Consider the following 24,374-nt stretch of genomic DNA (forward strand, 5'->3'; position numbering starts at 1 on the left):
AAAAAAACTAATAATTTAAAATTTTTTAAAAAGTTGGCACACCTATTGCATATATAAAGGCATAACAGAAAAAAGGAGATATAAATGGAAAGAAAACCAATACTTGGTATCCTATTAGGCGATGGCGCTGGTGTAGGTCCAGAAATAATTGCAAAATTGGCAGCAGCTAACTTCTTTGAAGAATATTGTCATCCTGTATTCATTGGCGATATCAGAATCTTTAATCGTGCTTTAAATGCTGTTGGAGCAAATGTAGAAATTAGAACTATCAACGACCCTACAGAAGCTATTTGGGATGGAAAGTGTAACATCGTTAACAGAAATAATCTTTCATGTGAAGAAGCTCCTATTGGAGAGTTAACAGTTGCTTGTGGTAAGGCAAATCTTGATATGCTTACATATGCTGTAGAGCTTTATAAGGCAAAGAAGATTGAAGGCTTCTGCTTTGGACCTCTTAACAAGGCTGGTATGAAGGAAGCTGGATGTAAGTTTGAATCAGAGCACCACCTCTTAGCTCATGAGTTTAATCATACAGCTCCATTTGGTGAGATTAACGTTTGTGGTGAGCTTTGGACAACTAGAACAACCTCTCACATCCCAATAAAGGATGTAAGTGCTGCTCTTAGTGTTAACTCAATTATGAGAGCTATTACACTTGCTAACGTTTCCTTAAAGAATAGTGGTATCGAGCGCCCAAGACTTGCTATTGCAGCTTTAAACCCACACTGTGGTGAAAACGGTCTCTGTGGTAGAGAGGAAATCGATGTAATTAAGCCAGCTATCGAAGAGGCTATAAAGCAGGGTATCGATGCTTCAGGTCCATATCCATCAGATATTACATTCATCAAGGCATTTAGAGGTGAATTTGATGGTGTTGTAACAATGTACCATGACCAGGGTCAGATCGCATTAAAGCTTAAGGGCTTTGAACAGGGTATTACAATTGCCGGAGGACTTCCTGCTCCAATCGTAACATGTGCACATGGAACAGCATATGATATCGCAGGTAAGGGTATTGTTAAGACCAGCGCATTTGAAAACGCTGTAAAGATGGCAGCTAGAATGGCTAACCACCTCGCAAAGTAAGGTAAAAAATGGATCTTAAGAATAAAGTTATTAAGGTTCCAACTAAGATAATTATTCCGGTAATAACCTTTATTATCGGAGCAATATTCTTCTCAATTGGAGCTTTTGAATATGGATTCTGGGATAGCGTAGGTCAAAAGCCTACTAAGGGCTTCTTCCCTGTAATCATAGCAGTCGGCTTAATGGCTCTCTCAGTTCTTGCTTTTGTAAATGGACTTAGAGACAAGAATAAGATGGTTGAGTTTAGACTTGAAAACTGGCTAGTACCAATCGCATTAATTTTGATGATCTTATCATCTATGGTATTTGGCCTTGTACTTACAGTTGCAGCATTCATCGTAATCTGGCTCAAGGTCTATGAAAAGCAATCATGGAAGATAGTTCTAATTGCACTTGCAATTGTACTATTCATCGTTGTTGGATGTTTCAATATCTGGCTTGGAATTGATTTCCCAATGGGATTCATATTAGACATGATCATTGGTTAAGGAGGGAATATGGAAAACTTTCAGATGCTATTTCACGGCTTTACAGTAGTATTGTCCCTTCAAAACATTGGCGCATGTCTCTTAGGTGCGGTTTTAGGATTAGTAGTTGGTGCTATGCCAGGTATTGGTTCTCTTGCAGGTGTTGCGCTCTTGCTCCCTTTAACATATAAGTTCAACCCTACAACAGCTATCATCATGCTTGGTGCACTCTACTATTCAAATATGTATGGTGGCTCCTTCAGTGCTATTCTTCTCAATATCCCTGGTGACTCTCCAGCTGTAATGACAGCTCTTGATGGTTACCCAATGGCTACTAAGAGAAAGAGACCTGGACAGGCACTCTTCACAGCTAACATGGCATCCTTCGTAGGTGGTACAATCGGTATGATTATCCTCACCTTCATGGGGCCAGCTCTTGCTGATGTAGGTCTTCACTTTGGTCCTGCAGAAATGGCTGTACTACTTCTTGTTGCAATGACAAGTATTGGTTGGCTTGTTGGCTCTAACCCTACAAATGGTGTTGTACTCTCATTAGTTGGTATCTTAATTGCTTCAATCGGTATGGACCTTCAGACAGGTTCCCCAAGATTTAACTTTGGCAATATCTACCTACTTGGTGGTGTAAAGTTCATCCCATTCGTAATTGGTACAGTTGGCTTTGCTCAGGTAATGAGACTTATGGATGAAAAAGAGGATACTACTAAGAGTGAAATTACAGAAAAGCTCACAATTAGAGGCTCCTTACTAACTCCACATGACTTCAAGCGTCTCCTTCCTCCAGCTATTAGATCTGGTATCATGGGTACCTTCGTTGGTGTACTCCCAGGTGCAGGTGCTACAACAGGTGCATTCCTTGGCTATGCAATGCAGAGAGCATTCAAGAATGAGGATCCACTTGGCTCTGGCGCAGTAGAGGGTATCGCAGCTTGTGAAGCAGCAAATAACGCAGCAGCAGCTGGTTCCTTTGCTCCTCTTCTTGCTCTTGGTATCCCAGGCTCAGGTACAGGCGCAGTTCTCCTTGGCGGACTTATGATGTGGGGCTTAAACCCAGGACCACTCTTGTTTACTAATGAACCAGAGTTTGCATGGGGACTTATCGCATCACTATTCTTAGCTAACCTACTAACTCTTATTATTGCACTTGGAATTATCCCAGTACTTATTAAGATCTTGTCAGTACCAGTTAAGGTAATTATCCCAATTATCATGGTTGTATGCTTAGTTGGTGGTTATTCAGATACTTACTCAATGTATGGTGTAATCATCATGCTTATCAGTGGTATTTGTGGCTATGTCTTAGAGAAGAGTGGCTTCTCAACTGCTCCAATGCTTCTTGCATTCGTACTCGCTCCACTTTTGGAAGACAACATGAGAAAAGCATTTGTAATCTCTGGTGGTAGTGTTTCTGGAGTATTCTTCAATAGCGCAATTTCAATTGTATTAACAGTAGTATTTATTGCAATTGCAGCAACACCAATTGTAAGAGCAATCTTAACAAAGTGTGGTGTATTAAAGGTTAAAAAAGCAAAATAATTTGCTAGGAGGTATAAAATGAAAAAATTTTTGGCAGTAGCATTAGTAATGATGCTCTCATTAGCACTCTTTGCTAATGGTACACAGGAAGGCGGCGCAGCTAGTGGTTTCACACCTACTAAGGATGTTGAATGGACATGTACATCTAAGCCAGGTGGTGGTTCTGATATCTTTACTCAGCAGATTAAAGATGCACTCAAGACACAGGGTATTACAGATGCAAACGTTGTTATTAGCTACGTTACAGATGGTGGTGGTGAAGTAGGTAGACTTCAGGTTGCTATGACAGGTAAGAATAAGGCTGACTACACTCTCCTCACATTTAACTCTGGTGACCTTATGCCAATGGTTAAGAATACAGATAACAGAATTGAGAACTTCACACCTCTCGCAGTTATGGCAGTTGATAAGCAGCTTCTCTTCATCGGTGAAAACGCAAAGTATAAGACATGGCAGGAAGTATTAGATGCTATTAAGGCTGGTAAGAAGGTAGTTATCGCTGGATCTAAGGGTGATGATATTGAGACATATAATAAGCTTATCGCAGAGCTTGGTGTTTCAGAGGCTCAGCTTTCATACATCACAAACGACTCAACAAGTGGTGCTATCACATCACTCCTCGGTGGTCACGTTGATCTTTGTATGAGTAAGCCAGCAGCTGCTGCACAGTATGTTGAAGCTGGTAAGATGAAGGCAGTTCTCGCATTAAGTGAATCAAGATTCACAGCTCCTAGCCTTAAGGATGCTCCAACTCTCTCTGAATTCGGTTATAATAACGTTGAAGTTCCAGTATGGCGTGGTGTTGTAGGTCCTAAGGCAATGAGCGAAGAAGCTGCAGCATTCTGGTCAGAATGTCTCCGCCAGGTTTCTGAATCTCAGGTATGGCAGGAAAACTACATTGCTAAGAATGGTCTTGTTTCAGAGTTCAAGGATTACAAGGCAGCTAAGGAATATATGACACAGTACCAGGCTGACTATCTCAAGAGTCTTGGTAAATAATTAAGCATTAATATCAGGGAGAGCGATCTCCCTGATTAAATGGAGATGAATATGAAAAAGGTAACATTGCTACATACAGTCAAGAGCGTTTATTCAACATTTTCAGATGATCTTAAGAGGGCATGTCCAGAGGAAATCGAGGTAGATAGCTTAGTAGATGAATATCTAGTAACTAATGCTAAGAAGTGTGGCTACTTTCCTGAGAACAATATGAAAAAGCTGAGGCTCGATTTACAATCTGCTACATTGGAATATCCTGACTTAATCATTGTTACCTGTTCATCCTTAACTCCATTTGTTAAGCAAATGCTAAATGAGTTTACAACTCCAATTCTCTCTATCGATGATGAGATGTGTCGTCAGGCAGCTTTGAGTAATGGAAAGATTTTAGTAGTAGCTACCGCTCCTACAACTGTTGGACCAACAGTTGATAAAATTAAGAGTGAAAGAGAGAGTGCTGTAATTGAAACTCTCTTAATTGAGGAAGCTATGGACCGCTTAAAGAGTGGAGATGTCTCTGGTCATGATGCATTAATTGCTGCAAAAGTTCGTGAGTTTACAGATGTAGATGTAATTGTATTAGCTCAAGCAAGCATGGCAAGTGCAAAGCACCTAGTTTATGAGACTACCGGTAAAAAGGTATTAACAAGTCCTGAAAGCTGTATTAATAAGGCTGTTAAAATGCTATTTGGAGAAAATAAATGAAAGACGATATCCATTCCTACTGCTTATTATCAATAGTTCACTCCCAGGCTTTTCCATTTATTAAAAGTAAAGAGGAGTTTATCTCAACATTAAAAACTATTCTTTATGATGATTACTTTGATTGTGTTGAAATTTCACAAAATCCTTACGAAGGATTAATTGGTGAGGTAGTAGCATTAATTAAAGCATCTCATATGGATTTTACCTACTGTGGCCACTCAAGACTCTTTAAGAATAAGCTAAATATTAACTCTTTAGATGAAGGTGAAAGAGTAAAGGCTGTTGAGGAGCTAAAGAGGGGAATCGATGAAGCCTATTCAATTGGTGCTAAGGAATTTCAATTCTTGTCAAGAACATATGATAAGGCTAAAATAGATGAGCATATACTCTCATTAGCTAAGAGTACTCGCGAGCTATGTGAGTATGCAAAGAAATTTGGTATTACTGTGACACTTGAGATATTTGATCATGATATTGATAAGTGCGCTTTACTTGGTCCAATTGACAGAGTTACTGCATTCTTGGAAAAGGTAAAGGATATAGATAACTTTGGGTTCATGTGTGATTTATCACATATCCCAATGATAGGAGAGAGTATAGAAGAAAATCTGACACCTATTAAGGATTATATCAAGCATGCGCATGTTGGTAATACCTCTATTAGAGATAAAAACGATATTGCATATGGTGATATGAATCCAAGATTTGGTTACGAAAAGGGTGAAAACGATGTAGAGGAGCTAGCATGCTTCCTACAGCATCTAAAGGATTTTGGATATCTTCATGAGAATGGCAAAAACTATCTAGGATTTGAGGTTAGACCAATCCCTGGTGAAGATGAAAGAATTGTAATAGCGAATGCAAAGAGAACCTTAAGAAGGGCTTGGCAGCTAGTTCACTGATGCATTATATGCTCCCTGATAAGCTTTTTAGCAGAGAACTTATCATCACTTTTAAGTAGCATTAATATGTTAGTGTGCTGCTGAAGATATGAAAGTAATGCTTGTGGCTCGAGATTTTGTTCAATTCTAAGAAGCTGTATCTTAGCATCTAAACGGGTATAAACCTCAGTTAGTGCTTGGTTATCAGCACATTGAATTAAGAGAGAGTGGAATGCACTATCAAGCTCAAAGGCTTTATCTCTTTCTCCATTGGCAAGCTGCAATTGACAGTCGAAGGCGAGCTGACTGAGCTCAAGATAATTCTTCTCAAAGAGTTCCTTTTGAAGATTATCGATAGCAAAGAACTCTAAATCGATTCTGAGTGATGCAATATCTAGTGCTACCTTGTCACTAATTTTGACAACAGCAGCATGAGATCTTGGGGATAGGGTAACAAGGCCATACTCAGAAAGCCTTCTAATAGCTTCCCTGATAGGAGTTCTGCTAACACCAAATTGAAGAGCTAACGCATCCTCACTGATTTTGCTACCAGCTTTAATATTTCCCTTTAGTATCTCGCTTTTAACAAGTTCGTAAACCTGGTCAGATAGAGACCTTGAAACGATTTTCATAAATACACCTCACAGCAATAGCTTAACAGAATAGTTGTGAGACGTCAATTTTGCATTTTGTATTCAATATATAGGCTGTATTGATAAAAAAATGTTGGACTAAAACGTTATTTTATTTGACAGATAGAAAATATCATGGTATGTATATTGTATACAAAATACAATTTAAGGAGATGAGAATGAGCGAAATTATCAACAGACTCCTATCAGATACAAATAGGAAGTTTAATGCAGCAGAGCTTGATGTACTTTCAGCTTACTTTAGAGAGATGATGTTTACAGTTCTGCATGAAAGAGGAACAGGACACTGGGGAGGTGCAAGTAGTGCTGCTGAGTTAGTAACTAGCTTGTATTTTAACAGACTTAACATTGACCCAAAGAATCCAGGTTGGGAGGATAGAGATAGATTTGTTCTATCAAAGGGACATGCTAGTGTAAACCTCTATACTGTCCTTGCTCACAGAGGATTTTTCCCAGTTGAGGATGTACACTCCTTCAGAAAACTTGGTTCATACCTACAGGGACACCCTGCTATGAACAAAATTCCAGGAGTTGATATGTCTACTGGTGCACTTGGTCATGGAATTTCAGTTGGTCTTGGTATGGCTGAGGCTGCAAGACTTTCAGGTAAGAAATATACAACCTATGTATTAACAGGTGAGGGCTGCTTAAATGAGGGCTCAAGCTGGGAAGCATTAATGGTTGCATCAAAATATAAGACACCAAGATTAGTATTAATGGTTGACTACAACAAGGTACAGCTCGATGGTACAGAGAATGAAATTCTTCCACTCTCTCCACTCGATGAAAAGCTTAGAGCTTTTGGCTGGAACGTATGTCCAAACAAATATGATGGTAATAACAGCGCTGATATCCTTGCATCCTATGATTGGATCGATAGCGATGATAATTGGCCAAAGGCAATTATCTACGACACAATCAAGGGTAAGAATGTTTCCTTCAGTGAGGGTAAGAATACATGGCATGGTGCTGTAATTGATGATGAACACTTTGAGATTGGTATCAAAGAGCTTGAAGCAGATACAAAGGCTAAGGAGGAAAGACTATGAGCGTTGCAATGAGAGAAGCATTTGGTCGTCATTTAGCAGAAATGGGTAAGACACATCCAGAGCTCGTAGTGCTCGATGCGGATGTATCTTCATCAACAAAGAGTGCCTTCTTTAAGAAGGAATTCCCAGAAAGATTCTATAACGTTGGTGTACAGGAAGGTAACTTAGCTGGTATGGCAGCTGGTCTTGCTACCTGTGGCTTCCACCCAGTTATCAACGCATTTGCAATCTTCTTATCATTAAAGAGTACTGACCAGATCAGAAATGATATCTGCTACAATAATCTTCCAGTTATTATTGCAGGTGCATATGGTGGTCTTTCAGATAGCTTTGATGGGGCATCACACCAGGCAATTGAGGATATCGCAATCTTAAGATCTCTTCCTAACATGGAGGTTATTGTTCCATCTGATGCACGCCAAGCAGAGCTTGCTCTTGAGTATGCATTAACAAGAAAGAATCCTGTATATATCAGATTAAATAGAAACGCTATGCCTGATATCGATACAGATAGAGATGAGTTCTTCAAGGCTAGAGCAGTTAAGATTAGAAGTGGTAAGGATGTTACTATCGCAGCAAATGGTATCACAGCTTCTGCAGCTGTAGAGGCTGGTAAGCTTCTTGAGGCTGAAGGAATCGATGCTGAAATCTTCTCAGTTCCATTTGTTAAGCCATTAGATAGCACATCTATCTTTGAGTCAGCTGAAAAGACTGGTGCTTTAGTTACTGTAGAGGAGCATCTCTTAGCTGGTGGCTTCTATTCAGCAATTGCAGAGGATGGCTTAAAGAGAGGCTTAAAGGCAAAGGTTGCACCTATTGCAATTGAGGATAAGTTTGGTGAAACAGGTCCATATCTTGATCTTCTTGCAAAATATGGTCTTGATAGCAAGTCAATTGCTAACGTTGTAAAGAAATTATTAAACAAATAAGGAATTACTAAAATGGATTACATTCAGAGAAGTTATGAATTATTAAGAAATTGGAAAAAGGACAGCTACATCGTAGGTGTAGGCTGCTTAGATAAGGTAGGCGAAGTAGCAGCTCGCTATGGAAAGAACGCATTAGTAGTATCAAATACTACATATATGAAGAGTGTAGCAGATGAAGTAGTAGCAGCACTTGAAAAGAATGGAGTAGCACTTGCAGGTGGAAAGATTGCAAATGATGCAAAGCCAAATGCACCTAGAGAGGATGTATACCGCTTAACAACATATGTACTTCAGTATAAGCCAGATTGTATTGTAGCAATTGGTGGTGGTTCAACAATCGATGCATGTAAGGCAGCATCAATGCTTGCTGTCCTTGGTGGCGATATCACACCAGAAATCGATGCATACTTTGGAACAGGAAAGGTAACAGAGTACCTTGCAAAGACAGGAAAGAAGCTCGTACCAGTAGTAGCAGTAGAGACAAGTGCATCCTCTGGAGCACACCTCACAAAGTACTCAAATATCACAGATCCAGTTGTAGGTCAGAAGAAGCTTATCGTAGACCCTGCAATTGTTCCTGAAGTATCAGTATTTGATTATAAGGTAACATGCTCAATGCCACTTAGTGTAACAATTGATGGCGCATTAGATGCAATTGCTCATACATTTGAAGTATTCTGTGGTGCAAAGCCAGAGGTATATGATCTTGCTAAGGAGCTAGCAGAGTGTGCAATTGGTCTTGTAACAACATATGCAAAGGATTTAATTAAGGATCCAAAGGATATTAAGGCAAGAGAAGCAATTGGTCTTGCAACAGACCTTGGTGGATATGCAATCATGATTGGTGGTACAAGTGGTGCACACTTAACATCATTCTCATTAGTTGATATCGTAGCACACGGAACAGCATGTGGAATTATGAACCCATACTATGCAGTATTCTATAGTAAGGCAATTCAGAAGCAGCTTAAGGTAGTAGGAAAGATCTTTAAAGATCATGGATACTCAAATGCAGATATCGATTCTCTTGAAGGCAGAGAATTAGCAATAGCAGTTGCATCAGCAATGATTGAGTTTGGAAAGTCAATCGGAGCACCAACAAAGCTTTCAGATCTTAAGGGCTTCAAGAGTGAGGTACATATCACAAGAGCACTTAATGCTGCAAAGGATCCAGATTTAAAGATGAAGCTACAGAATATGCCTGTTAGTATGACAGCAGATGATGTAGATGAGTATATGGCTCCAGTATTAAATGCTGCAGCTACTGGTGATCTTTCAATTATTAAGGAAAAATAAGAGGTAATAAAAATGATCAGTGTCCCTAATCCACTATCTACGAGATTTAATAATATTAATCTTCCTGATAATACTTTCATTGCTCATATGGCAACTCCAAGGCGAGTTGAAAATGTTGAAGAGGAATTAAATAAGGCTTTGCTAGCACCAATCAATTCAAAGAGCTTAATTGAGATTGCAACAGAGAAGAAGAGCAAAAAAAGTGGTGCAAAGGCTTGTATTGTTGTCTCTGATAATACAAGACCAGTTCCATATAAAGGAAAGGATGGGATACTGATTCCTATTATCGATACTCTTACTAAGGCAGGTTACCAGGATAGTGATATTACTATCTTGGTAGCAACCGGTATGCATAGAGCTATGGGTGATAATGAGCTCAGAGCTATGATCGATGAGAGAGTCTTTGAGCGTGGAATTAGGATAGTTAACCACGATGCAGATGATAAGGATAGCTTAACATTTGTTGGTAAAACTCAAAGAGGGACGGACGCTTTTATAGACTCTCTCTATATGTCCTCAGATTTAAAGATTTTAACTGGTTTAGTTGAATCACACTTTATGGCAGGTGCTTCTGGTGGTAGAAAATCAATTTGCCCAGGCTTAATTGGAAAGGAATCCACTTATATTTTCCATGGCCCAGAGCTAATGGCCGATTCAATGAGTAGAGATTTAGTAATTAAGGGTAACCCTGTACATGAGGAATCACTTGCAGTTGCTAAGCTTGCAGGTGCTGACTTTATTGTAAATGTTACACTCGACCATGACTTTAAGATCACAGGTATCTTTGCTGGCGAGCTTGAAAGTGCACACCTTAAGGCTGTAGATAAGATTAGAGAGAGTGTAGAAACTGAAATCCCTGAAAAGGCTGATATCGTAATTACTCATGGTGGCTTTGTTGGTATCAACCACTATCAATGTGCAAAGTGTGGTGTTGCTTCAATTGGTGCATTAAAGAAGGATGGATACTTAATTGCTATTAGTGATGCAACAGACCAAAAGGATGTAATTGGTAGTCCTAACTATAAAACTACTCTTGCGCTACTACACCTAGTAGGACCAGATGGCTTTTTAAGAATGATTAAGTCTCCTGATTGGACATTCCTCCCAGAGCAGTGGCAGGTACAGCAGTGGGCTAAGGTCTTTAAGCAGACAGATGAGAAGAACTTCTATTTCTATGCTCCACAAATTAAGTCTAAGGAGTTCTGCCTACTTCCTGGTATCGATATTAGACTACTTGATGGTGATAAGCTTGATGATGATTCAGTTGATGTCTTTGATAAGGCTATTTGGAATGCATTAAGAGATATCGAAAAGAGAAGTGGAAAACGCTTGGAGGAAATGAGCATATGTTACCTTGCAGAAGGTCCATATGAGATACCAGTTGTAAAAGGGGATAAATAATGAAATTAGGTGTTGCTATAGCTAGTGATAATGCTCTTGCTTCTGCATTTGTTGTAATGAGAGGCTTAGAGAAATCAATAAAGAAGGCTCATGAATTTGGATATGATGGTGTAGAGCTTGCTCTTAAGGATCCACATGAAATTACAAGTCAGGAGCTTGGAAGAATCTTAAAAGAAAACTCAATGAGTGTTAGCGCAATTTCATCAGGACAGGTGTTTGCTGCTAGAGGCTTAATGTTCACAGATGAGAACAAAGAAAATAGAGAGCTTTTATATAAGGACTTCTGTGGCTTTATTGATTTAGCTTCCGACTTCGGACAGTTAGTTAATATTGGAAGAGTAAGAGGCTTTATTAAGGGACGCGATAAAGCTCTTTGTGAAAATCTCTTTATCGATATGGCTAGTAAGCTTTCAGATTATGCTGCAGGACGTGGTGTAAAGCTAATACTTGAGCCAGTAAATCGCTATGAGATTGACTACATCAACAATACAGATGAGTGTGTTGAATTAGTTAAGAAGGTTAATAAGCCAAACTTTACTATGATGCCAGATGTATTCCATATGAATATTGAGGATGCTCATATAGGGGAGGCTCTAATTAGAAATAGAGAATATGTTGAGTATGTTCACCTTGCAGATAGTAACCGTCATGCACCAGGTGATGGTCACTTAGATTTTGATGATATTTTCTCAGCCCTTGGTAAGATTGGATATAATGGCTGGACTACAGTTGAGTGTCTTCCATATCCAGAGCCAGAGGAGGCTGCAAGAAGAGCTGTTACCTTCTTAAGAGGTAGATATATTTAATAAGGTTTTATCATAATATGGCTATATCGCTTGCTCGGTATAGCTTTTTTTATCTAAAATGGTGGCATGAAAAAAGCAATTCTTTTTGATCTTGATGGAACATTAGTCGATACAGTGGAGGATATAAGATGTGCAATTAACCACTGTATGAACCTTACATATAATAGAGAAATTACTAGAGATGAGTGTATGAGTGTTGTTGGTAGAGGCCTAAAAAATGCTCTAAAGGGTGCTTTAGCATATTCATCAGCAAGATATCCTGATGATGAGCTAGATATACTATACCACGAATTAATCTCATATTATTATATTCATCCTTGTGATTATTCAAAGCCATATAATGGTATAACGGAATTATTAAAAACAATGTCGCAAAAAGGTTATGCGCTAGGTATTTTATCTAATAAAAGTGATATTTTAGTAAAGGAAATAGTAAAAAAGCTATTTAGCGATATAAATTTTGCATTTGTACAGGGGTTTTGTGATAAAATACCTCTAAAGCCAAATAGGGCGGGTGTTGAGAGCTTTTCTTCCTTAGTAGACGTCCCATTAGAAAATATTTTTTATGTTGGTGATAGTGAAGTAGATGGGGAAACTGTAATTAACAGCCAGCCTGTTAAGGGTATTTTAGTTTCTTGGGGCTTTAGACCAAGAAGCGTTCTTGAGAAGTTTGAAGGTAAAAACATAAAAATAGTAAACACAGTGGAGGAGCTAAAGAATGGTATTAACTGACGAAATGAAAAAGGAAGTCGTCGAGAAAGCAAAGGTCTACCTTGATAGCGAAAAGAATGAGGTCTTTAGAGCAGAGGTTGCTGACGCTTTGAAAAATGAGGATTATGAATCTCTCTACGACAGATTCTACACAGCACTTGCTTTTGGTACTGCAGGTATGCGTGGTGTTATTGGTGGTGGTACAAACCGTATCAATACCTTTATGGTAAGAAAGGTTACTCAAGGCTTAGCAGAGTATTGCTTATCTGTTGGACCTGATTCAACTGTAGTAATCGCTTATGATTCAAGACACTATAGCCCAGAGTTTGCAAAGGCTGCTGCTTTAGTATTAAGCGCTAACAAGGTAAAGACATATCTTTATGATACACTCCATCCAGTTCCAATGCTTTCATTTGCTGTAAGAAATATGAAGGCTACAGCTGGTATCGTTATTACTGCTAGCCATAACCCAGCAAAGTACAATGGTTATAAGGTTTATTGGTCAGATGGTGGTCAGGTTACACCTCCACATGATATTGAAATTGCTAAGCTTGCTAATGCAGTAACAGCAGATAGAATTAAGGATATCAGTGAAGAGGAAGCTAGAAAGAGCGGCTACCTTGAAAGTGTTCCTGCATCTGTTGATGAAGCTTACTATGATATGGTTATTTCATCACTTAGACGCCCTGAGCTTGTTAAGGGCTCTCCAATTACAGTTGCATATACTCCATTACATGGATCTGGAAATGTACCTGTAAGACACATGCTCTCTAAACTTGGTATTAGATGCTGTGTAGTTAAGGAGCAGGAGGAGCCAAATGGTGCATTCCCAACTGTTAAGCTTCCTAACCCAGAGTCACATGAAGCAATGAGTAAGGTAATTGAGCTTGCTAAAGAGGTTAAGGCAGATATCGTTCTTGGTACAGACCCTGATGCTGATAGAATGGGCCTTGCAATTCCTACAACTCCAGAGAAGACAGATTATCTATTATTAACTGGTAACCAAATTGCAACTCTCCTTGCTGATTATTTAATCACAACCTCAAATGAGATGGGTATTGGCAGCAAGAAGCCATTAATCGTTAAGAGCTTAGTTACAACAGACCTTGTTGAGAAGATTGCTAAATCTAATGGTGGTGATTGTAAGGACGTTCTTACAGGCTTTAAATATATCGCTGAGCAGATGGATAAGATTGATAAGGGTGTTAACAAGGACAACTTCTTCCTCTTTGGCTGTGAAGAGTCATATGGCTTCTTAACTGTTAATGATGTACATGATAAGGATGCTGTATCATCAGCAGTTGCAGCTGTTGAGATGATGTGTCACTATGCATCTAAAGGTATTACTCTCCAGCAGAGACTTGATAGCATCTATGCTCACTATGGCTACTATACAGAGCTCGTATTCTCAAGAGATTATGAGGGTGCTGCTGGTAAAGAGCAGATGAAGCAGATCATGGCTGATATGAGAAAGCTTAAAGCTGGTGATACCTTTGTTAATAGAACTATTGAAAAGGTTGAAGATCTTCTTGGTGAGAACACAGGCTTCCCTAAGGCTGATGTTATTATCATCCGCTTCACAAGTGGTGAAAAGCTTGTTGTAAGACCTTCTGGTACAGAGCCAAAGATCAAGTACTACATCTTCTTACTTGAGGGTAAGGGTGGTAGAAGCGAGCTTGAAGCTAACCGTGATAAGATCTTAGAGGAGTTTAAGAGTGCTCTTTGATGTTGAAGCTTATATCCTTAAGCTAAAACACTATGATTTAACTCTATCTAATTTAGAGTATAGAAATGTGAATCCTGAAGATATAAAATCCTTCAGGATCCACAGTGCTAATATGCTTGATGATGAGACACGTGATAACCTTGATAGCTATTTGATATCAAAGAGTGAGATTACTGTGTCTCATTTTTTACAGGATAAGCACTATATCCCGCGTTTATTAATTAGTGCATTAGTATTTTTACTTGTTTATTTCTTTTTATCTTTAGTTGTTAGAGATCCAATACCGATGCTCGATGAACTAATAGCTGCTTTATTACTTTCAGTATTAACCTTCCTTGGAATGTCTAAAAGAGATATTCGTCTTGCAAGAGAGAGTAAGCTTATGTATGACATTAGAAAGGAATTAGCTAATGCAGAATTAATACAAGAAGATTATTTAAACTCAATTGAAGAATATATTTATGAAATTTCATCTAAATATTCTATTTTAGAGATAAGTGATATTTTATCAAAAACAGATGAGCTAACACAATTAGAGGATGTATCATTTACTCTTCCTGAAGCTTTTATCCAAATTATGAAAAGCTATCTTCATAAAACAAATAAGGCTCTAGATTATTATTTAAAACAGGTTAAGGATTGTAAGAAAAGAGATGAAAAGCTTTCTGCAAGACTTGTTCGTTCAGCAACCAATGAGTCTTTAGATTTATATCTACTTGCGTTTCTGTTTAAAGCTGGATTTTAATTACTTATTTTATATAATTATAAGTATATAAAAGAAAGTAATTATCATTTTTTATTCTTAAAAAAATTTACATCTTGTCCTTTGTGAGTTATATTAAAGACGTAGAAATCTTATTTATAGGTGGTGAGATTTTATAGTTCTTTTTCTCCCTGTAAATATTATTTCTCAGTGGTGTTTTATAATATTACATAGAGAAGCTTTTAGCTTTTTTATGAAATAAAATAAAATAGGGGGATAAAAATGAAGAAATTATCCATTTCGTTATTAGTAATGCTTTTAATAGCATCACTATTTACATCATGTAGCATGGGTTCTGATGATGCTAGTGATGTACGCGTTAAAGTCAGATTAACCCCATCTGGGGGGGGCAGAAGCCTAACTACTGATATTGAAACAATTAATTTAGATGATGACAGTATCACTTGGCACTATTCTGCAACAAAAGAAAGTGAAACAAAATTTAATTATGGTGCAACAAGTGATTCAATACTTCCAAAGGATGGAATTGTAACTTTATCTCAAGGTGATTGGACTATAAGCCTTAGGGGATTTAAAGATGGTAAAAAGGTTTATGCCGGTACTACCAGTAAGGTAACAATCAAATGGAATTTCTATGAACCAAATGTAACAGTTCCTGTACCAGTTAAGCAAAATACAGGTGATAATGGTTATATTGTTTTAAATAATGTTCTAATTTATGCTAATGATGAGTATAAGAATCCTAATTATGCATCTATAGTTGATAATCAAAATAATAATAATAAAACTGAAATATTAAATCTCAACGGCGCAAACATGAGAATTGAATGTGCTCCAGGTGCTCACACAATAACATTCGAATATAGAAATAATAATTCTACTATATCATCAAAATCTTTAGTTGTAACTGTTGTAAGTGGTAGAGAAACTACAATTAGTGGAAATATAGAAAAAGGTGAAATAACTAATGGTGGAAGTAGTGCTCCAACTTCAGATGTACAAGTTATCGAAGTTAAGAAAGAAGCAGAAGTAAAAGTTGAAACATCTGTTGCTCCTGCTACTACAAGTACACCAGGAACTAACACAACAGTAACATTCCCTGCTGGATCTTTTAATGACGATTCTTCTAATGCAGTACTTAATTTAAGTGTTAAATCTGCAGGAAGTGAATTCTCAGTAACAAGTTCAGGTACATCTGTTCCTGTTGCTGGTATTGATATTTCTCTTAAAGTAAATAATCAAGAAGTAACAAGTTTTAATGGTAAAGAAGTTGTAATTGAAACTTACATTGCTAAGAACCTTAATAATGTATCTGTTAAGTATAATGGTACAGATGGTGGACAACCTACTGATGTAGTCTATGATATTGGAACAGGAAAACTTGTATTTAAAACAACTCACTTCTCTGAGTATTATGTTCTAGCTGACGAAGTTGAAGCATATAATACTAAACAAAATAAAGTATATGCAAAATTAAAAGATGCTATAAATGATGTTTCTGAAGATAAATCTAATATAGTACTCTTAAAAGATATTTCTCAAAATGAAACAATAAATATTCCAAATGGTAAGAATTTAATACTTGATCTCAATGGTCATACATTAACTGTAAATGGGACTGCAATACTAAATAATGGTACTTTGGAAATCAAAAATGGTACAGTTGTATCTAAAACCAATGTAGCAATATGTGTAGGAAATGCTTCTAAAACAACAATTGAGTCCGGAAACTATATAGGTCAAGAAGGTGCTGTAATAACAGGATATGCGACAGGTGCAACCATTAATATAAATGGTGGTACATTTACTGCAATTGACAATGCTGTTATCTCTGGAAATGGTAAAAAAAGGACTGGTGATTCTAATACAATTAATATTTCTGGTGGTACATTTAATGGTGGAATCACTTCTACTGGTTATGTAGCTTGTGGTATATATGCACCTTGGAAGGATAATATTAATGTTTCTGGTGGTACTTTTAACATTACAGGTGGTGCAGGTATTGTAGCACGTGCAGGTAATGTAAATGTAACAGGAGGTACTTTTAATTGTACAGGTAGCGTAACAGGAAAAGTTGGAGACTCACGAGTTGTAGTTCCTTGCTCCACAATTGTTTTTGATAGTGAAGCTAATTATCCTGCAATGACTGATGAATCAAAGATAACTATTAGCGGAGGAAGTTTTAAGACAGATTCTTACGTAAATTGTATTACGTTTGTTCAAAAAACTGGAGACACTAATAAACGTATTGAAGTATCAGGTGGTTCTTTTACTGATATTGCATCTGCAATGAATTATTCTACTGATGGTGCAATAATAAAGCTTGCTTCTGATGTATTAGCCAATGGAAGCTCAATATCCTCAGGAAAGAATGTAATAGTCGACTTCGGCGGTCATACTTATACATTAAATAAACCTGGCGCAGGGTCTACTAATACTGAAACAAATGGTTTCCAGTTACTAAAGGGTTCTACAATTACCTTTAAGAATGGTACTATTACTATTTCTGAAGAAAATAAAACTCCTGCGACTGATGGAAGAAACATTCAACGTATAATTCAAAACTATTCTAATTTGACTTTGGAGAACATGACAATTGATGGAACCAATCAGTATGGTGGTGCTTCATATGTTATGAGTTTCAATAATGATCCAGTAACTATTTCAGGAAATACAAATATTATTGGAGAAGAAGGAAAGATTGTTTTTGATGCAGATGGAAACTGGAGTGTTTATAATAGAAGTCGTGTAACTATCGATACTACCGGAACAATAACTGGCGATATAGAAGTAGGTAGAGGATACCTAACAATTATTAATGCAAATGTTGTTGGTGGTGTTGTACCATATAGCCCTGATGTTGACAAGAAGAATAGAGTATCAATTACTGGTGGAACATTTATGAAAGATCCTTCTGTTTATGTTAAAGATGGTTATAAAGTAAACAAAACTGATGATGTTACTTGGACTGTGTCTAAAAATAACTAGTTTCTGTAATGCTGCCCCTCAGCATTTAGGATAAAATCTTTCTCCCTTGGTTTCTATGTGAGCCAAGGGAGATTATCATCTTAGTTAATTCTTTGGAATAATATCTCTTCATCACCACCACATATCATGTTTAAGTCACCTTGTGGGTTTAGAATATATTCCTTAAGCATTACATTTTCTTTTAGATTTAGAGCTTCTTCGATAACTCTTTTTTCTAATGCACCACCACCTACAGTTGCATAGACCTTTTCTTTAGTTACGAACATGCTAGTTCCAATTTGTCTTGGTGCAGATCCTTTCTTTGAGATAATCCTACAAAGGACTCCTTCCTTCTTTGATAACACCTTTAAAAGCTCTATATCCATAACACTTCTATTAGGCTTAGAGCTATAGGTTTGAATTATCTCTGCCATAATTGAAACTGCAATTTCTTGAGGAGTATCTCCTCCTATAGTAATTCCAATAGGAGCATGTACCTTTGCTAATTGCTCTTCTGTATAACCTTCTTTAAGTAGCTTTTCAAAGGTATTTTTTACTTTACCTTTACTTCCAATCATACCAACATACTCAGTTTTTTGCTTTAAGCACCACTCTAAGCATGCTTTATCACCAAAGTGACCATGAGTAAAGATACAGAAATATGGGTTATAAACATTTAACTTAAGAGCATCCATATTACTATAGTCAACCTTAATTAGCTCTGCATTAGGAAAGTCCTCCTGCTTTAATATCTCATCTCTTGAATCAATTACAGTAATATCAATATCTTGTAGGCGTGCAAGATGGAATAATGCTTTACCAACGTGACCAGCTCCAAATAGTACTAAATGAACTGGTGGTGTTAAGTTTTCCTCTAAAACTCTACCTTTAAAGTTATTTATATTTAAGCTTTCTTCTCCTAAAGTATCACCTTCAAGGGAGGTATAGCGCTTTATTGAGCCATTCTTTAATTCCTCTAAAAGCTTTTCATAGTAAATCTTTTCCATTTAAGAACTCCTTTATCACATTAGCTGTAATATCTAATTCATCAGTAGTATTAAAGTGTGAAAATGAAAATCTAATAGTACCTTCAGGGTAGGTAGACATATATTTATGAGTCATTACATTACAATGAAGGCCTACTCGTGTTTGAATATTTTTGCGAACTAAATAGTTTGCAAGCATAGCAACATCAAAGTACTTTGAACCAATTGATACTATAGGAATTTCCTCTGAGTAAGAATAAATATCAAAGTATTTAATATCTTTAATTAAAGAAAGAAAATATTTCTTTATTTCTCTTTCTTTATCTCTAATTTCAGCTTTATTTTGCTTTAAATACTTTATTGCTGCTTCTAAGCCTATAAGACCTATAATATTTTGTGTTCCACTTTCAAATTTGTCAGGAAGGTTTTCTGGCTGTGTTAATAGATCACTAAAGGAACCAGTTCCTCCAAATATTAATGGCTTTATCTTTGATATTATTTCTTTTTTAGCAATAAAACCACCTGTACCCTGTGGGCCCATTAAGCCTTTATGGCCTGTAAAGCATAAAATATCGATGTTATCCTTTATCATATCTAAATCGATATGACCAAGAGCTTGAGCGCTATCAAGAATTAAAGGAATATTAAAAGTCTTTAATACTTTACCGATACTATTAATATCTTGGATACATCCATTTACATTATTTGCAACCTGGATAATACAAGCCTTTGTTTTATCAGAGAGCTTTTCCTTTATTAATTCTGGAATAATATGACCAAACTCATCTGAGGAAAGCGGAATATATTTTATTCCTCTTTCTACAAGAGGCCTCATAACAGCATTGTGTTCTAGCTGAGAGATTAATACTTCATCACCACTTTTAAATAACCCATTAATTACAGTATTTAATGCTGAAGTTACATTTTGAGTAAAGATAACACAGCTTGGATCATTATAATTTACAAGCTCTGAAAGCTCTTCTCTAAGATTAAAGATAATATCCTCAGCATCAAAGTTATAGTTACTTTCACCTCTTTGAAGGTTAGAACCATTGTTATAAAAGTAGTTATTCATAGCCTTTATTACTACTTCTGGTTTAGGGTATGATGTTGAGCTATTATCGAGGTAGATTCTATTCATAAGGGTAGAATACAACAAAATGCATCACTTTTCCATTGAAGAGTAAAAAATATAATGGTAGTCTATTAATATGAAACTACTAAAAGACAAAAGAAACTTACTAATTGGAGGTATCATAATAGGTGTTATTGCCTTTATGCTACCATTGTTCGGTAACCCAAAGAACATGGGTTTTTGTATTGCATGCTTTGTACGTGATATCGCTGGTGGCTTAAAGCTACATAATGCAGCTGTAGTACAGTACATTAGACCTGAGATTATCGGTCTAATATTAGGATCCTTCCTAATAGCTGTTGTTACTAAGGAGTTTAAGCCTAGAGGTGGTTCTTCTCCTGTTTTAAGATTTATCATTGCTGCATTTGTTATGATTGGAGCACTAGCATTCTTAGGCTGTCCATTCAGAATGATTATCAGACTTTCTGCGGGTGACTTAAATGCTCTAGTTGGTTTACTTGGATTTACAGCAGGTGTTGCAGTAGGTGCATTCTTCTTAACAAAGGGTTTTTCACTTGGTAGATATCAAAAGCAAAGTAGTGTAGAAGGAGTTGCATTACCATTTGCAAACATCGTTCTTTTCGTATTGTTTTTAGCTATCCCTGCATTATTTGCATTCTCTGAGAAGGGACCAGGCTCAATGCATGCTCCAATTATTATTTCTCTTCTTGCAGGTCTTATTGTTGGTGCTTTAGCACAGAAAACAAGACTTTGTATGGTAGGTGGAATAAGAGATACAATCCTTGTTAAGGATACAACCTTATTATTTGGATTCGTTTCAATCTTTGTAGTAATGCTTATTTTAAATATTGCTACAGGTAATTTTAATCTTGGATTTGCTAACCAGCCTGTTGCTCACTCTGACCATCTATTTAACTTCTTAGGTATGGCTCTTTGTGGACTTGGCTCTGTAATGCTTGGTGGATGTCCATTAAGACAGCTTATTCTTGCTGGTGAAGGTAACTCAGATAGTGCTATTTCCGTACTTGGCTTATTAGTTGGTGCTGCAATTAGCCACAACTTCTCACTTGCAGGTGTTGCAAATGAGGGTGTTAAGACTAATGGTAGAGTTGCTGTAATCTTCGGTCTTATTTTCTTAGTTAGTATTGCACTTATTAAGATTTACCAGGTAAAGAAGGAGGAAGCTAGATGAAAACAGTAGATTGCAGAGGCTTAAGCTGTCCTGAACCAATTGTACAGACTAAGAGAGCTATTGGAAAGGAAAAGGAATTAACTATCTTAGTTGATAACGTTGCCGCAAAAGAGAATGTATCAAGACTAGGAAATGCTCTTGGCTTTAACGTTACTGTCAAGGAAGATGGTAGTGATTGGTCAATAATATTTAAAAAATGAATAAATACATTATTACATTCTTCTCTCATTATGAGGCTTTACAGGCTAGAAGAGTTAATAAGGAGGGACGCTTAATAAGCGTTCCTCGTGCTCTCTCATCCTCATGTGGCACTGCAATGGAAATTTTTCTTGATGAAATTAATCCAACATTTAATTATGAAGCAATATACATTGAGGATGGGAATAACTATAAAAAGGTTTATTAATGGTTAAATTAACATCTATGGTGAAGACTAGTGGGTGTGCTGCTAAGCTTTCACCAAAAGAATTATTTAGTGTAATAGAGACTTTACCTGTTTTAAAGTGTGATAAGCTGCTAAATGGATATGAGGGTGCAGAGGATGCTTTAATATATGACCTTGATGATGGAAGAGTCCTACTTGAAACTGTAGATTTCTTTCCTCCAATGGTTGATGACCCATATACATTTGGTCAAATTGCAGCCGCTAATGCTATATCTGATATCTATGCTATGGGTGGTAAGCCTGCTGTTTGCATGAACTTAGTATGCTTCCCAGCATGCTTAGAGCTATCTGTGCTATCAGAGATATTAAAGGGTGGTATTGATAAGGTTAGGGAGGCTGGCTGTGTAATTGGTGGAGGCCACACTATTAGTGACCCAACTCCAAAATATGGCTTATGTGTTACAGGCTTTGCAGAAAAGGGTAAGGTTTGGAGAAATAAGGGTGCAAGAGTAGGGGATGTGCTAGTATTAACTAAAGCATTAGGAGTTGGAATCATAAATACAGCTAAGAAGGCTGATATGTGTGATGACGAGGCTTTTAATATTGCAGTTAATAGTATGACTACTCTTAATAAGAGAGCATATGAGTGTGCAAAGGAGTTAGATATCCATGCAGCTACAGATGTAACTGGCTTTTCATTAGCTGGACACTCTAATGAGATGGCATCAGCATCTGGTGTTAAGATAGTGATTGACACAAGTAAGCTTAATATTATTCCTAGTGCTTTAGAGTATGCTCGCTTTGGACTTCTTCCTGAAGGCTTATACAATAATAGAGAGTATTTAGCTGATAAAGTAGACTTTAGTAATACTATTCCTTTAGAGCTACAGGATCTTTGCTTCTCTCCTGAAACTAGTGGTGGCTTACTATTAAGTATGTCTAAAGAGGATGCTGAAAGGTTTATAAAGCTTTTTGGAGAGCCTGCACGTATTATTGGTTATGTTGCAGACGGAAGTGGTGTTGAAATAATTTAAATTACATTTGGAACCATTTATTTGGTTCCATTATTTTTCCTAATAATGTTTGCTATCTTTAACATTAATATATATAATGTTTATGATAACAAACATTATATGGTGGTATATGAAGAAAGCTGAGTATAATTGTGCAATTAGTACTGAAAAAATATTGAAGGAATTAGGACTTCAAATAAAGAATGCAAGACTAAGAAGATTGATTTCTGCTCAGCTTGTTGCTGATAGGGCAGGAATAAGTAGGTCTACTCTTTGGAAGGTAGAAGCAGGGAATCCTGCTGTTGCTATGGGTAATTATGCAGCAGTATTGCATGCAATTAATGGACTTGATAAGGACTTGCTTTTAGTCGCTAAGGATGAAGAGTTGAAAAATTATCAAATGGATAAAGGAATTATATGTAAAAAAAGAGCTCCTAGAAGATAATATGGCTGAAAAAAAGATTTTTGTATTTGATAGCTTCTCAAATATAAATCCTATATTAATAGGATATATGTATATTGATATTGTTAGAGGTAATGAGCTCGTATCCTTTGAATTTGATGAAAATTATCTTGATACAATTATGCCAAAAGTAAAGCTGGATCCTGATTTATCATATCGTAGTGGCAGACAATATGCTTATGGAAAAAGGATATTCGGTTTGTTTGCTGATTCTTCTCCAAATATATGGGGAAGAGCATTATTAAAGAAAAAAGAGAGAATATTAGCAGACAAAGTCGGGAAAAAACCATCAAAGCTCTTTGAAAGTGATTTTCTTTTAGGTGTATATGATGAAACAAGAATGGGTGGGTTAAGGTTTAAAACACACCTTGATGGTCCTTTTATTTCTAGTGATATTGATAATACTATACCACCCTGGACTAGTTTAAGAAAGCTAGAAGCAAGTGTAAAAGCTTTTGAGAGTGATGATATAGAAAATGATGATAGTTGGTTTGACCAGTTAATTAAACCAGGCTCTTCTCTTGGTGGTGCAAGACCTAAGGCTAATGTTTCTGATACATCAAACAATCTTTGGATTGCAAAGTTTCCTTCAAGAAATGATTCCTATGATGTAGGTGCGTGGGAAATGGTTGTCCATGATTTAGCAAAGATGTGTATGCTAAATGTAGTAGAGGCAAAGCTTGAAAGGTTTTCAAAATTTGGTAGTACATACCTTGTTAGAAGATTTGATAGAGATAAAAATAAGAGAATTCATTTTGCTTCTGCTATGACGCTACTTGGAAAAACAGATGGCCAAAGCTCTAGCGATGGAATAAGCTATTTAGATATTGTAGATTTCATTAAAGAAAATGGAATAAATCCAAAAAGAGATTTAAGAGAGCTATGGAGAAGGATAGTTTTTAATATGGCTGTCTCAAATACAGATGATCATTTGAGAAACCATGGATTTATATATAATAGGCAAGGCTGGTCTCTTTCTCCACTATATGATGTTAATCCTATTCCTTATGGTGATGAGTTGTCATTAAATGTCGATGAATATAATCCAAATATAAGTTTTGAATTAGCGATAGAGGTTTCAAATAAATTTTCAGTTACTAAGGCTGAAGCTACAGAGTATTGTGATGAGGTTTCAAATATTATTAATAGTAATTATAAGAATATTGCAAAGTCTTATGGATTATCAAATAGAGAGATTGATGATATGAGTCCTGCATTCTATCTTTGCTCAAAAAAGAATTGAATAGAATATGCAACAAACTGCAACAATTATACTTGCAATGGG

Annotated in this window: 24 protein-coding genes; 21 read left to right on the forward strand and 3 right to left on the reverse strand. The window is 36.7% G+C overall.

Annotated elements, in window-relative coordinates; all coding sequences use genetic code 11:
- Positions 1-84 precede the first annotated feature (84 nt).
- From FYJ80_RS00320 to FYJ80_RS00345, 6 genes are read left to right on the forward strand one after another with little or no spacing between them, the layout of a single operon-like run.
- Positions 85-1,086 carry a PdxA family dehydrogenase gene (locus FYJ80_RS00320; RefSeq protein ID WP_154424134.1) on the forward strand — a complete coding sequence of 334 codons (1,002 nt, stop codon included), beginning with the start codon at positions 85-87 and terminating at the stop codon, positions 1,084-1,086.
- Positions 1,087-1,094: 8 nt separating this feature from the next.
- Positions 1,095-1,574 carry a tripartite tricarboxylate transporter TctB family protein gene (locus tag FYJ80_RS00325; RefSeq protein WP_154424135.1) on the forward strand — a complete coding sequence of 160 codons (480 nt, stop codon included), beginning with the start codon at positions 1,095-1,097 and terminating at the stop codon, positions 1,572-1,574.
- 9 nt (positions 1,575-1,583) lie between these two features.
- Positions 1,584-3,107 carry a tripartite tricarboxylate transporter permease gene (locus FYJ80_RS00330; RefSeq protein ID WP_154424136.1) on the forward strand — a complete coding sequence of 508 codons (1,524 nt, stop codon included), beginning with the start codon at positions 1,584-1,586 and terminating at the stop codon, positions 3,105-3,107.
- 18 nt (positions 3,108-3,125) lie between these two features.
- Positions 3,126-4,106: a Bug family tripartite tricarboxylate transporter substrate binding protein gene (locus FYJ80_RS00335; RefSeq protein ID WP_154424137.1), complete on the forward strand. Its 981-nt coding sequence runs from the start codon at positions 3,126-3,128 to the stop codon at positions 4,104-4,106.
- 51 nt (positions 4,107-4,157) lie between these two features.
- The gene (locus FYJ80_RS00340; protein WP_206360882.1) at positions 4,158-4,811 is read left to right on the forward strand and encodes an aspartate/glutamate racemase family protein; all 654 of its coding nucleotides are present in this window, start codon (positions 4,158-4,160) and stop codon (positions 4,809-4,811) included.
- Positions 4,808-5,713: a sugar phosphate isomerase/epimerase family protein gene (locus FYJ80_RS00345; RefSeq protein WP_154424139.1), complete on the forward strand. Its 906-nt coding sequence runs from the start codon at positions 4,808-4,810 to the stop codon at positions 5,711-5,713. Before FYJ80_RS00340 ends, FYJ80_RS00345 begins: the two co-directional genes overlap by 4 nt.
- Here FYJ80_RS00345 and FYJ80_RS00350 read toward each other — a convergent pair.
- Positions 5,707-6,324, reverse strand: a complete 618-nt coding sequence (locus FYJ80_RS00350) for a GntR family transcriptional regulator (protein ID WP_154424140.1) — start codon at positions 6,322-6,324, stop codon at positions 5,707-5,709. The genes FYJ80_RS00345 and FYJ80_RS00350 overlap by 7 nt on opposite strands.
- A 179-nt stretch (positions 6,325-6,503) precedes the next feature.
- Between FYJ80_RS00350 and FYJ80_RS00355 the strand changes: the two genes are divergently transcribed.
- The 9 genes from FYJ80_RS00355 (at position 6,504) to FYJ80_RS00395 (ending at position 17,975) form a co-directional block, all read left to right on the forward strand.
- The gene (locus tag FYJ80_RS00355) at positions 6,504-7,394 is read left to right on the forward strand and encodes a transketolase (protein ID WP_154424141.1); all 891 of its coding nucleotides are present in this window, start codon (positions 6,504-6,506) and stop codon (positions 7,392-7,394) included.
- The gene (locus FYJ80_RS00360) at positions 7,391-8,323 is read left to right on the forward strand and encodes a transketolase family protein (protein WP_154424142.1); all 933 of its coding nucleotides are present in this window, start codon (positions 7,391-7,393) and stop codon (positions 8,321-8,323) included. Before FYJ80_RS00355 ends, FYJ80_RS00360 begins: the two co-directional genes overlap by 4 nt.
- 12 nt (positions 8,324-8,335) lie before the next feature.
- On the forward strand, positions 8,336-9,619 hold the full coding sequence (locus tag FYJ80_RS00365; protein WP_154424143.1) for an iron-containing alcohol dehydrogenase: 1,284 nt from the start codon (positions 8,336-8,338) through the stop codon (positions 9,617-9,619).
- A 12-nt stretch (positions 9,620-9,631) separates the two neighbouring features.
- On the forward strand, positions 9,632-11,020 hold the full coding sequence (locus FYJ80_RS00370; RefSeq protein WP_154424144.1) for a lactate racemase domain-containing protein: 1,389 nt from the start codon (positions 9,632-9,634) through the stop codon (positions 11,018-11,020).
- On the forward strand, positions 11,020-11,826 hold the full coding sequence (locus tag FYJ80_RS00375; RefSeq protein WP_154424145.1) for a sugar phosphate isomerase/epimerase family protein: 807 nt from the start codon (positions 11,020-11,022) through the stop codon (positions 11,824-11,826). The genes FYJ80_RS00370 and FYJ80_RS00375 overlap by 1 nt, the downstream gene beginning before the upstream one ends.
- A 66-nt stretch (positions 11,827-11,892) precedes the next feature.
- The gene (locus FYJ80_RS00380) at positions 11,893-12,558 is read left to right on the forward strand and encodes an HAD family hydrolase (RefSeq protein ID WP_154424146.1); all 666 of its coding nucleotides are present in this window, start codon (positions 11,893-11,895) and stop codon (positions 12,556-12,558) included.
- The gene (locus FYJ80_RS00385; RefSeq protein WP_235899555.1) at positions 12,545-14,263 is read left to right on the forward strand and encodes a phospho-sugar mutase; all 1,719 of its coding nucleotides are present in this window, start codon (positions 12,545-12,547) and stop codon (positions 14,261-14,263) included. The genes FYJ80_RS00380 and FYJ80_RS00385 overlap by 14 nt, the downstream gene beginning before the upstream one ends.
- The gene (locus tag FYJ80_RS00390) at positions 14,253-15,008 is read left to right on the forward strand and encodes a hypothetical protein (RefSeq protein ID WP_154424147.1); all 756 of its coding nucleotides are present in this window, start codon (positions 14,253-14,255) and stop codon (positions 15,006-15,008) included. The genes FYJ80_RS00385 and FYJ80_RS00390 overlap by 11 nt, the downstream gene beginning before the upstream one ends.
- A gap of 240 nt (positions 15,009-15,248) precedes the next feature.
- Positions 15,249-17,975, forward strand: coding sequence for an autotransporter outer membrane beta-barrel domain-containing protein (locus tag FYJ80_RS00395; RefSeq protein WP_154424148.1), 2,727 nt, complete (start codon positions 15,249-15,251; stop codon positions 17,973-17,975).
- Between the two features lie 80 nt (positions 17,976-18,055).
- Here the strand turns inward: FYJ80_RS00395 and FYJ80_RS00400 are convergent, their stop codons facing one another.
- Positions 18,056-18,961 carry an XdhC family protein gene (locus FYJ80_RS00400; RefSeq protein WP_154424149.1) on the reverse strand — a complete coding sequence of 302 codons (906 nt, stop codon included), beginning with the start codon at positions 18,959-18,961 and terminating at the stop codon, positions 18,056-18,058.
- Positions 18,942-20,081 carry an aminotransferase class V-fold PLP-dependent enzyme gene (locus tag FYJ80_RS00405; protein WP_154424150.1) on the reverse strand — a complete coding sequence of 380 codons (1,140 nt, stop codon included), beginning with the start codon at positions 20,079-20,081 and terminating at the stop codon, positions 18,942-18,944. The genes FYJ80_RS00400 and FYJ80_RS00405 overlap by 20 nt, the downstream gene beginning before the upstream one ends.
- A gap of 70 nt (positions 20,082-20,151) precedes the next feature.
- Between FYJ80_RS00405 and yedE the strand changes: the two genes are divergently transcribed.
- From yedE to FYJ80_RS00435, 6 genes are all read left to right on the forward strand, one after another.
- Positions 20,152-21,228, forward strand: coding sequence for a YedE family putative selenium transporter (gene yedE / locus FYJ80_RS00410; RefSeq protein ID WP_154424151.1), 1,077 nt, complete (start codon positions 20,152-20,154; stop codon positions 21,226-21,228).
- On the forward strand, positions 21,225-21,428 hold the full coding sequence (locus FYJ80_RS00415; protein ID WP_154424152.1) for a sulfurtransferase TusA family protein: 204 nt from the start codon (positions 21,225-21,227) through the stop codon (positions 21,426-21,428). The genes yedE and FYJ80_RS00415 overlap by 4 nt, the downstream gene beginning before the upstream one ends.
- The gene (locus tag FYJ80_RS00420) at positions 21,425-21,634 is read left to right on the forward strand and encodes a DUF3343 domain-containing protein (protein WP_154424153.1); all 210 of its coding nucleotides are present in this window, start codon (positions 21,425-21,427) and stop codon (positions 21,632-21,634) included. The genes FYJ80_RS00415 and FYJ80_RS00420 overlap by 4 nt, the downstream gene beginning before the upstream one ends.
- Positions 21,634-22,647 (forward strand): selenide, water dikinase SelD, encoded by a 1,014-nt coding sequence (gene selD, locus FYJ80_RS00425; RefSeq protein WP_154424154.1) that lies wholly within the window; start codon positions 21,634-21,636, stop codon positions 22,645-22,647. Before FYJ80_RS00420 ends, selD begins: the two co-directional genes overlap by 1 nt.
- A gap of 82 nt (positions 22,648-22,729) precedes the next feature.
- Positions 22,730-23,071 carry a helix-turn-helix domain-containing protein gene (locus tag FYJ80_RS00430; protein ID WP_206360883.1) on the forward strand — a complete coding sequence of 114 codons (342 nt, stop codon included), beginning with the start codon at positions 22,730-22,732 and terminating at the stop codon, positions 23,069-23,071.
- Position 23,072: 1 nt separating this feature from the next.
- Positions 23,073-24,332 (forward strand): type II toxin-antitoxin system HipA family toxin, encoded by a 1,260-nt coding sequence (locus tag FYJ80_RS00435; protein ID WP_154424155.1) that lies wholly within the window; start codon positions 23,073-23,075, stop codon positions 24,330-24,332.
- Positions 24,333-24,374: the final 42 nt, after the last annotated feature.

Source organism: Bullifex porci (genome assembly GCF_009695635.1).
Lineage (GTDB): Bacteria > Spirochaetota > Spirochaetia > Sphaerochaetales > Sphaerochaetaceae > Bullifex > Bullifex porci.

What these genes read in the sequence shown, in the direction of transcription:
- FYJ80_RS00320 (WP_154424134.1), top strand. Translation starts at nt 85, where the DNA reads ATGGAAAGAAAACCAATACTTGGTATCCTATTAGGCGATGGCGCTGGT.
- FYJ80_RS00325 (WP_154424135.1), top strand. Translation starts at nt 1,095, where the DNA reads ATGGATCTTAAGAATAAAGTTATTAAGGTTCCAACTAAGATAATTATT.
- FYJ80_RS00330 (WP_154424136.1), top strand. Translation starts at nt 1,584, where the DNA reads ATGGAAAACTTTCAGATGCTATTTCACGGCTTTACAGTAGTATTGTCC.
- FYJ80_RS00335 (WP_154424137.1), top strand. Translation starts at nt 3,126, where the DNA reads ATGAAAAAATTTTTGGCAGTAGCATTAGTAATGATGCTCTCATTAGCA.
- FYJ80_RS00340 (WP_206360882.1), top strand. Translation starts at nt 4,158, where the DNA reads ATGAAAAAGGTAACATTGCTACATACAGTCAAGAGCGTTTATTCAACA.
- FYJ80_RS00345 (WP_154424139.1), top strand. Translation starts at nt 4,808, where the DNA reads ATGAAAGACGATATCCATTCCTACTGCTTATTATCAATAGTTCACTCC.
- FYJ80_RS00350 (WP_154424140.1), bottom strand. Translation starts at nt 6,324, where the DNA reads ATGAAAATCGTTTCAAGGTCTCTATCTGACCAGGTTTACGAACTTGTT.
- FYJ80_RS00355 (WP_154424141.1), top strand. Translation starts at nt 6,504, where the DNA reads ATGAGCGAAATTATCAACAGACTCCTATCAGATACAAATAGGAAGTTT.
- FYJ80_RS00360 (WP_154424142.1), top strand. Translation starts at nt 7,391, where the DNA reads ATGAGCGTTGCAATGAGAGAAGCATTTGGTCGTCATTTAGCAGAAATG.
- FYJ80_RS00365 (WP_154424143.1), top strand. Translation starts at nt 8,336, where the DNA reads ATGGATTACATTCAGAGAAGTTATGAATTATTAAGAAATTGGAAAAAG.
- FYJ80_RS00370 (WP_154424144.1), top strand. Translation starts at nt 9,632, where the DNA reads ATGATCAGTGTCCCTAATCCACTATCTACGAGATTTAATAATATTAAT.
- FYJ80_RS00375 (WP_154424145.1), top strand. Translation starts at nt 11,020, where the DNA reads ATGAAATTAGGTGTTGCTATAGCTAGTGATAATGCTCTTGCTTCTGCA.
- FYJ80_RS00380 (WP_154424146.1), top strand. Translation starts at nt 11,893, where the DNA reads ATGAAAAAAGCAATTCTTTTTGATCTTGATGGAACATTAGTCGATACA.
- FYJ80_RS00385 (WP_235899555.1), top strand. Translation starts at nt 12,545, where the DNA reads ATGGTATTAACTGACGAAATGAAAAAGGAAGTCGTCGAGAAAGCAAAG.
- FYJ80_RS00395 (WP_154424148.1), top strand. Translation starts at nt 15,249, where the DNA reads ATGAAGAAATTATCCATTTCGTTATTAGTAATGCTTTTAATAGCATCA.
- FYJ80_RS00400 (WP_154424149.1), bottom strand. Translation starts at nt 18,961, where the DNA reads ATGGAAAAGATTTACTATGAAAAGCTTTTAGAGGAATTAAAGAATGGC.
- FYJ80_RS00405 (WP_154424150.1), bottom strand. Translation starts at nt 20,081, where the DNA reads ATGAATAGAATCTACCTCGATAATAGCTCAACATCATACCCTAAACCA.
- yedE (WP_154424151.1), top strand. Translation starts at nt 20,152, where the DNA reads ATGAAACTACTAAAAGACAAAAGAAACTTACTAATTGGAGGTATCATA.
- FYJ80_RS00415 (WP_154424152.1), top strand. Translation starts at nt 21,225, where the DNA reads ATGAAAACAGTAGATTGCAGAGGCTTAAGCTGTCCTGAACCAATTGTA.
- FYJ80_RS00420 (WP_154424153.1), top strand. Translation starts at nt 21,425, where the DNA reads ATGAATAAATACATTATTACATTCTTCTCTCATTATGAGGCTTTACAG.
- selD (WP_154424154.1), top strand. Translation starts at nt 21,634, where the DNA reads ATGGTTAAATTAACATCTATGGTGAAGACTAGTGGGTGTGCTGCTAAG.
- FYJ80_RS00430 (WP_206360883.1), top strand. Translation starts at nt 22,730, where the DNA reads ATGATAACAAACATTATATGGTGGTATATGAAGAAAGCTGAGTATAAT.
- FYJ80_RS00435 (WP_154424155.1), top strand. Translation starts at nt 23,073, where the DNA reads ATGGCTGAAAAAAAGATTTTTGTATTTGATAGCTTCTCAAATATAAAT.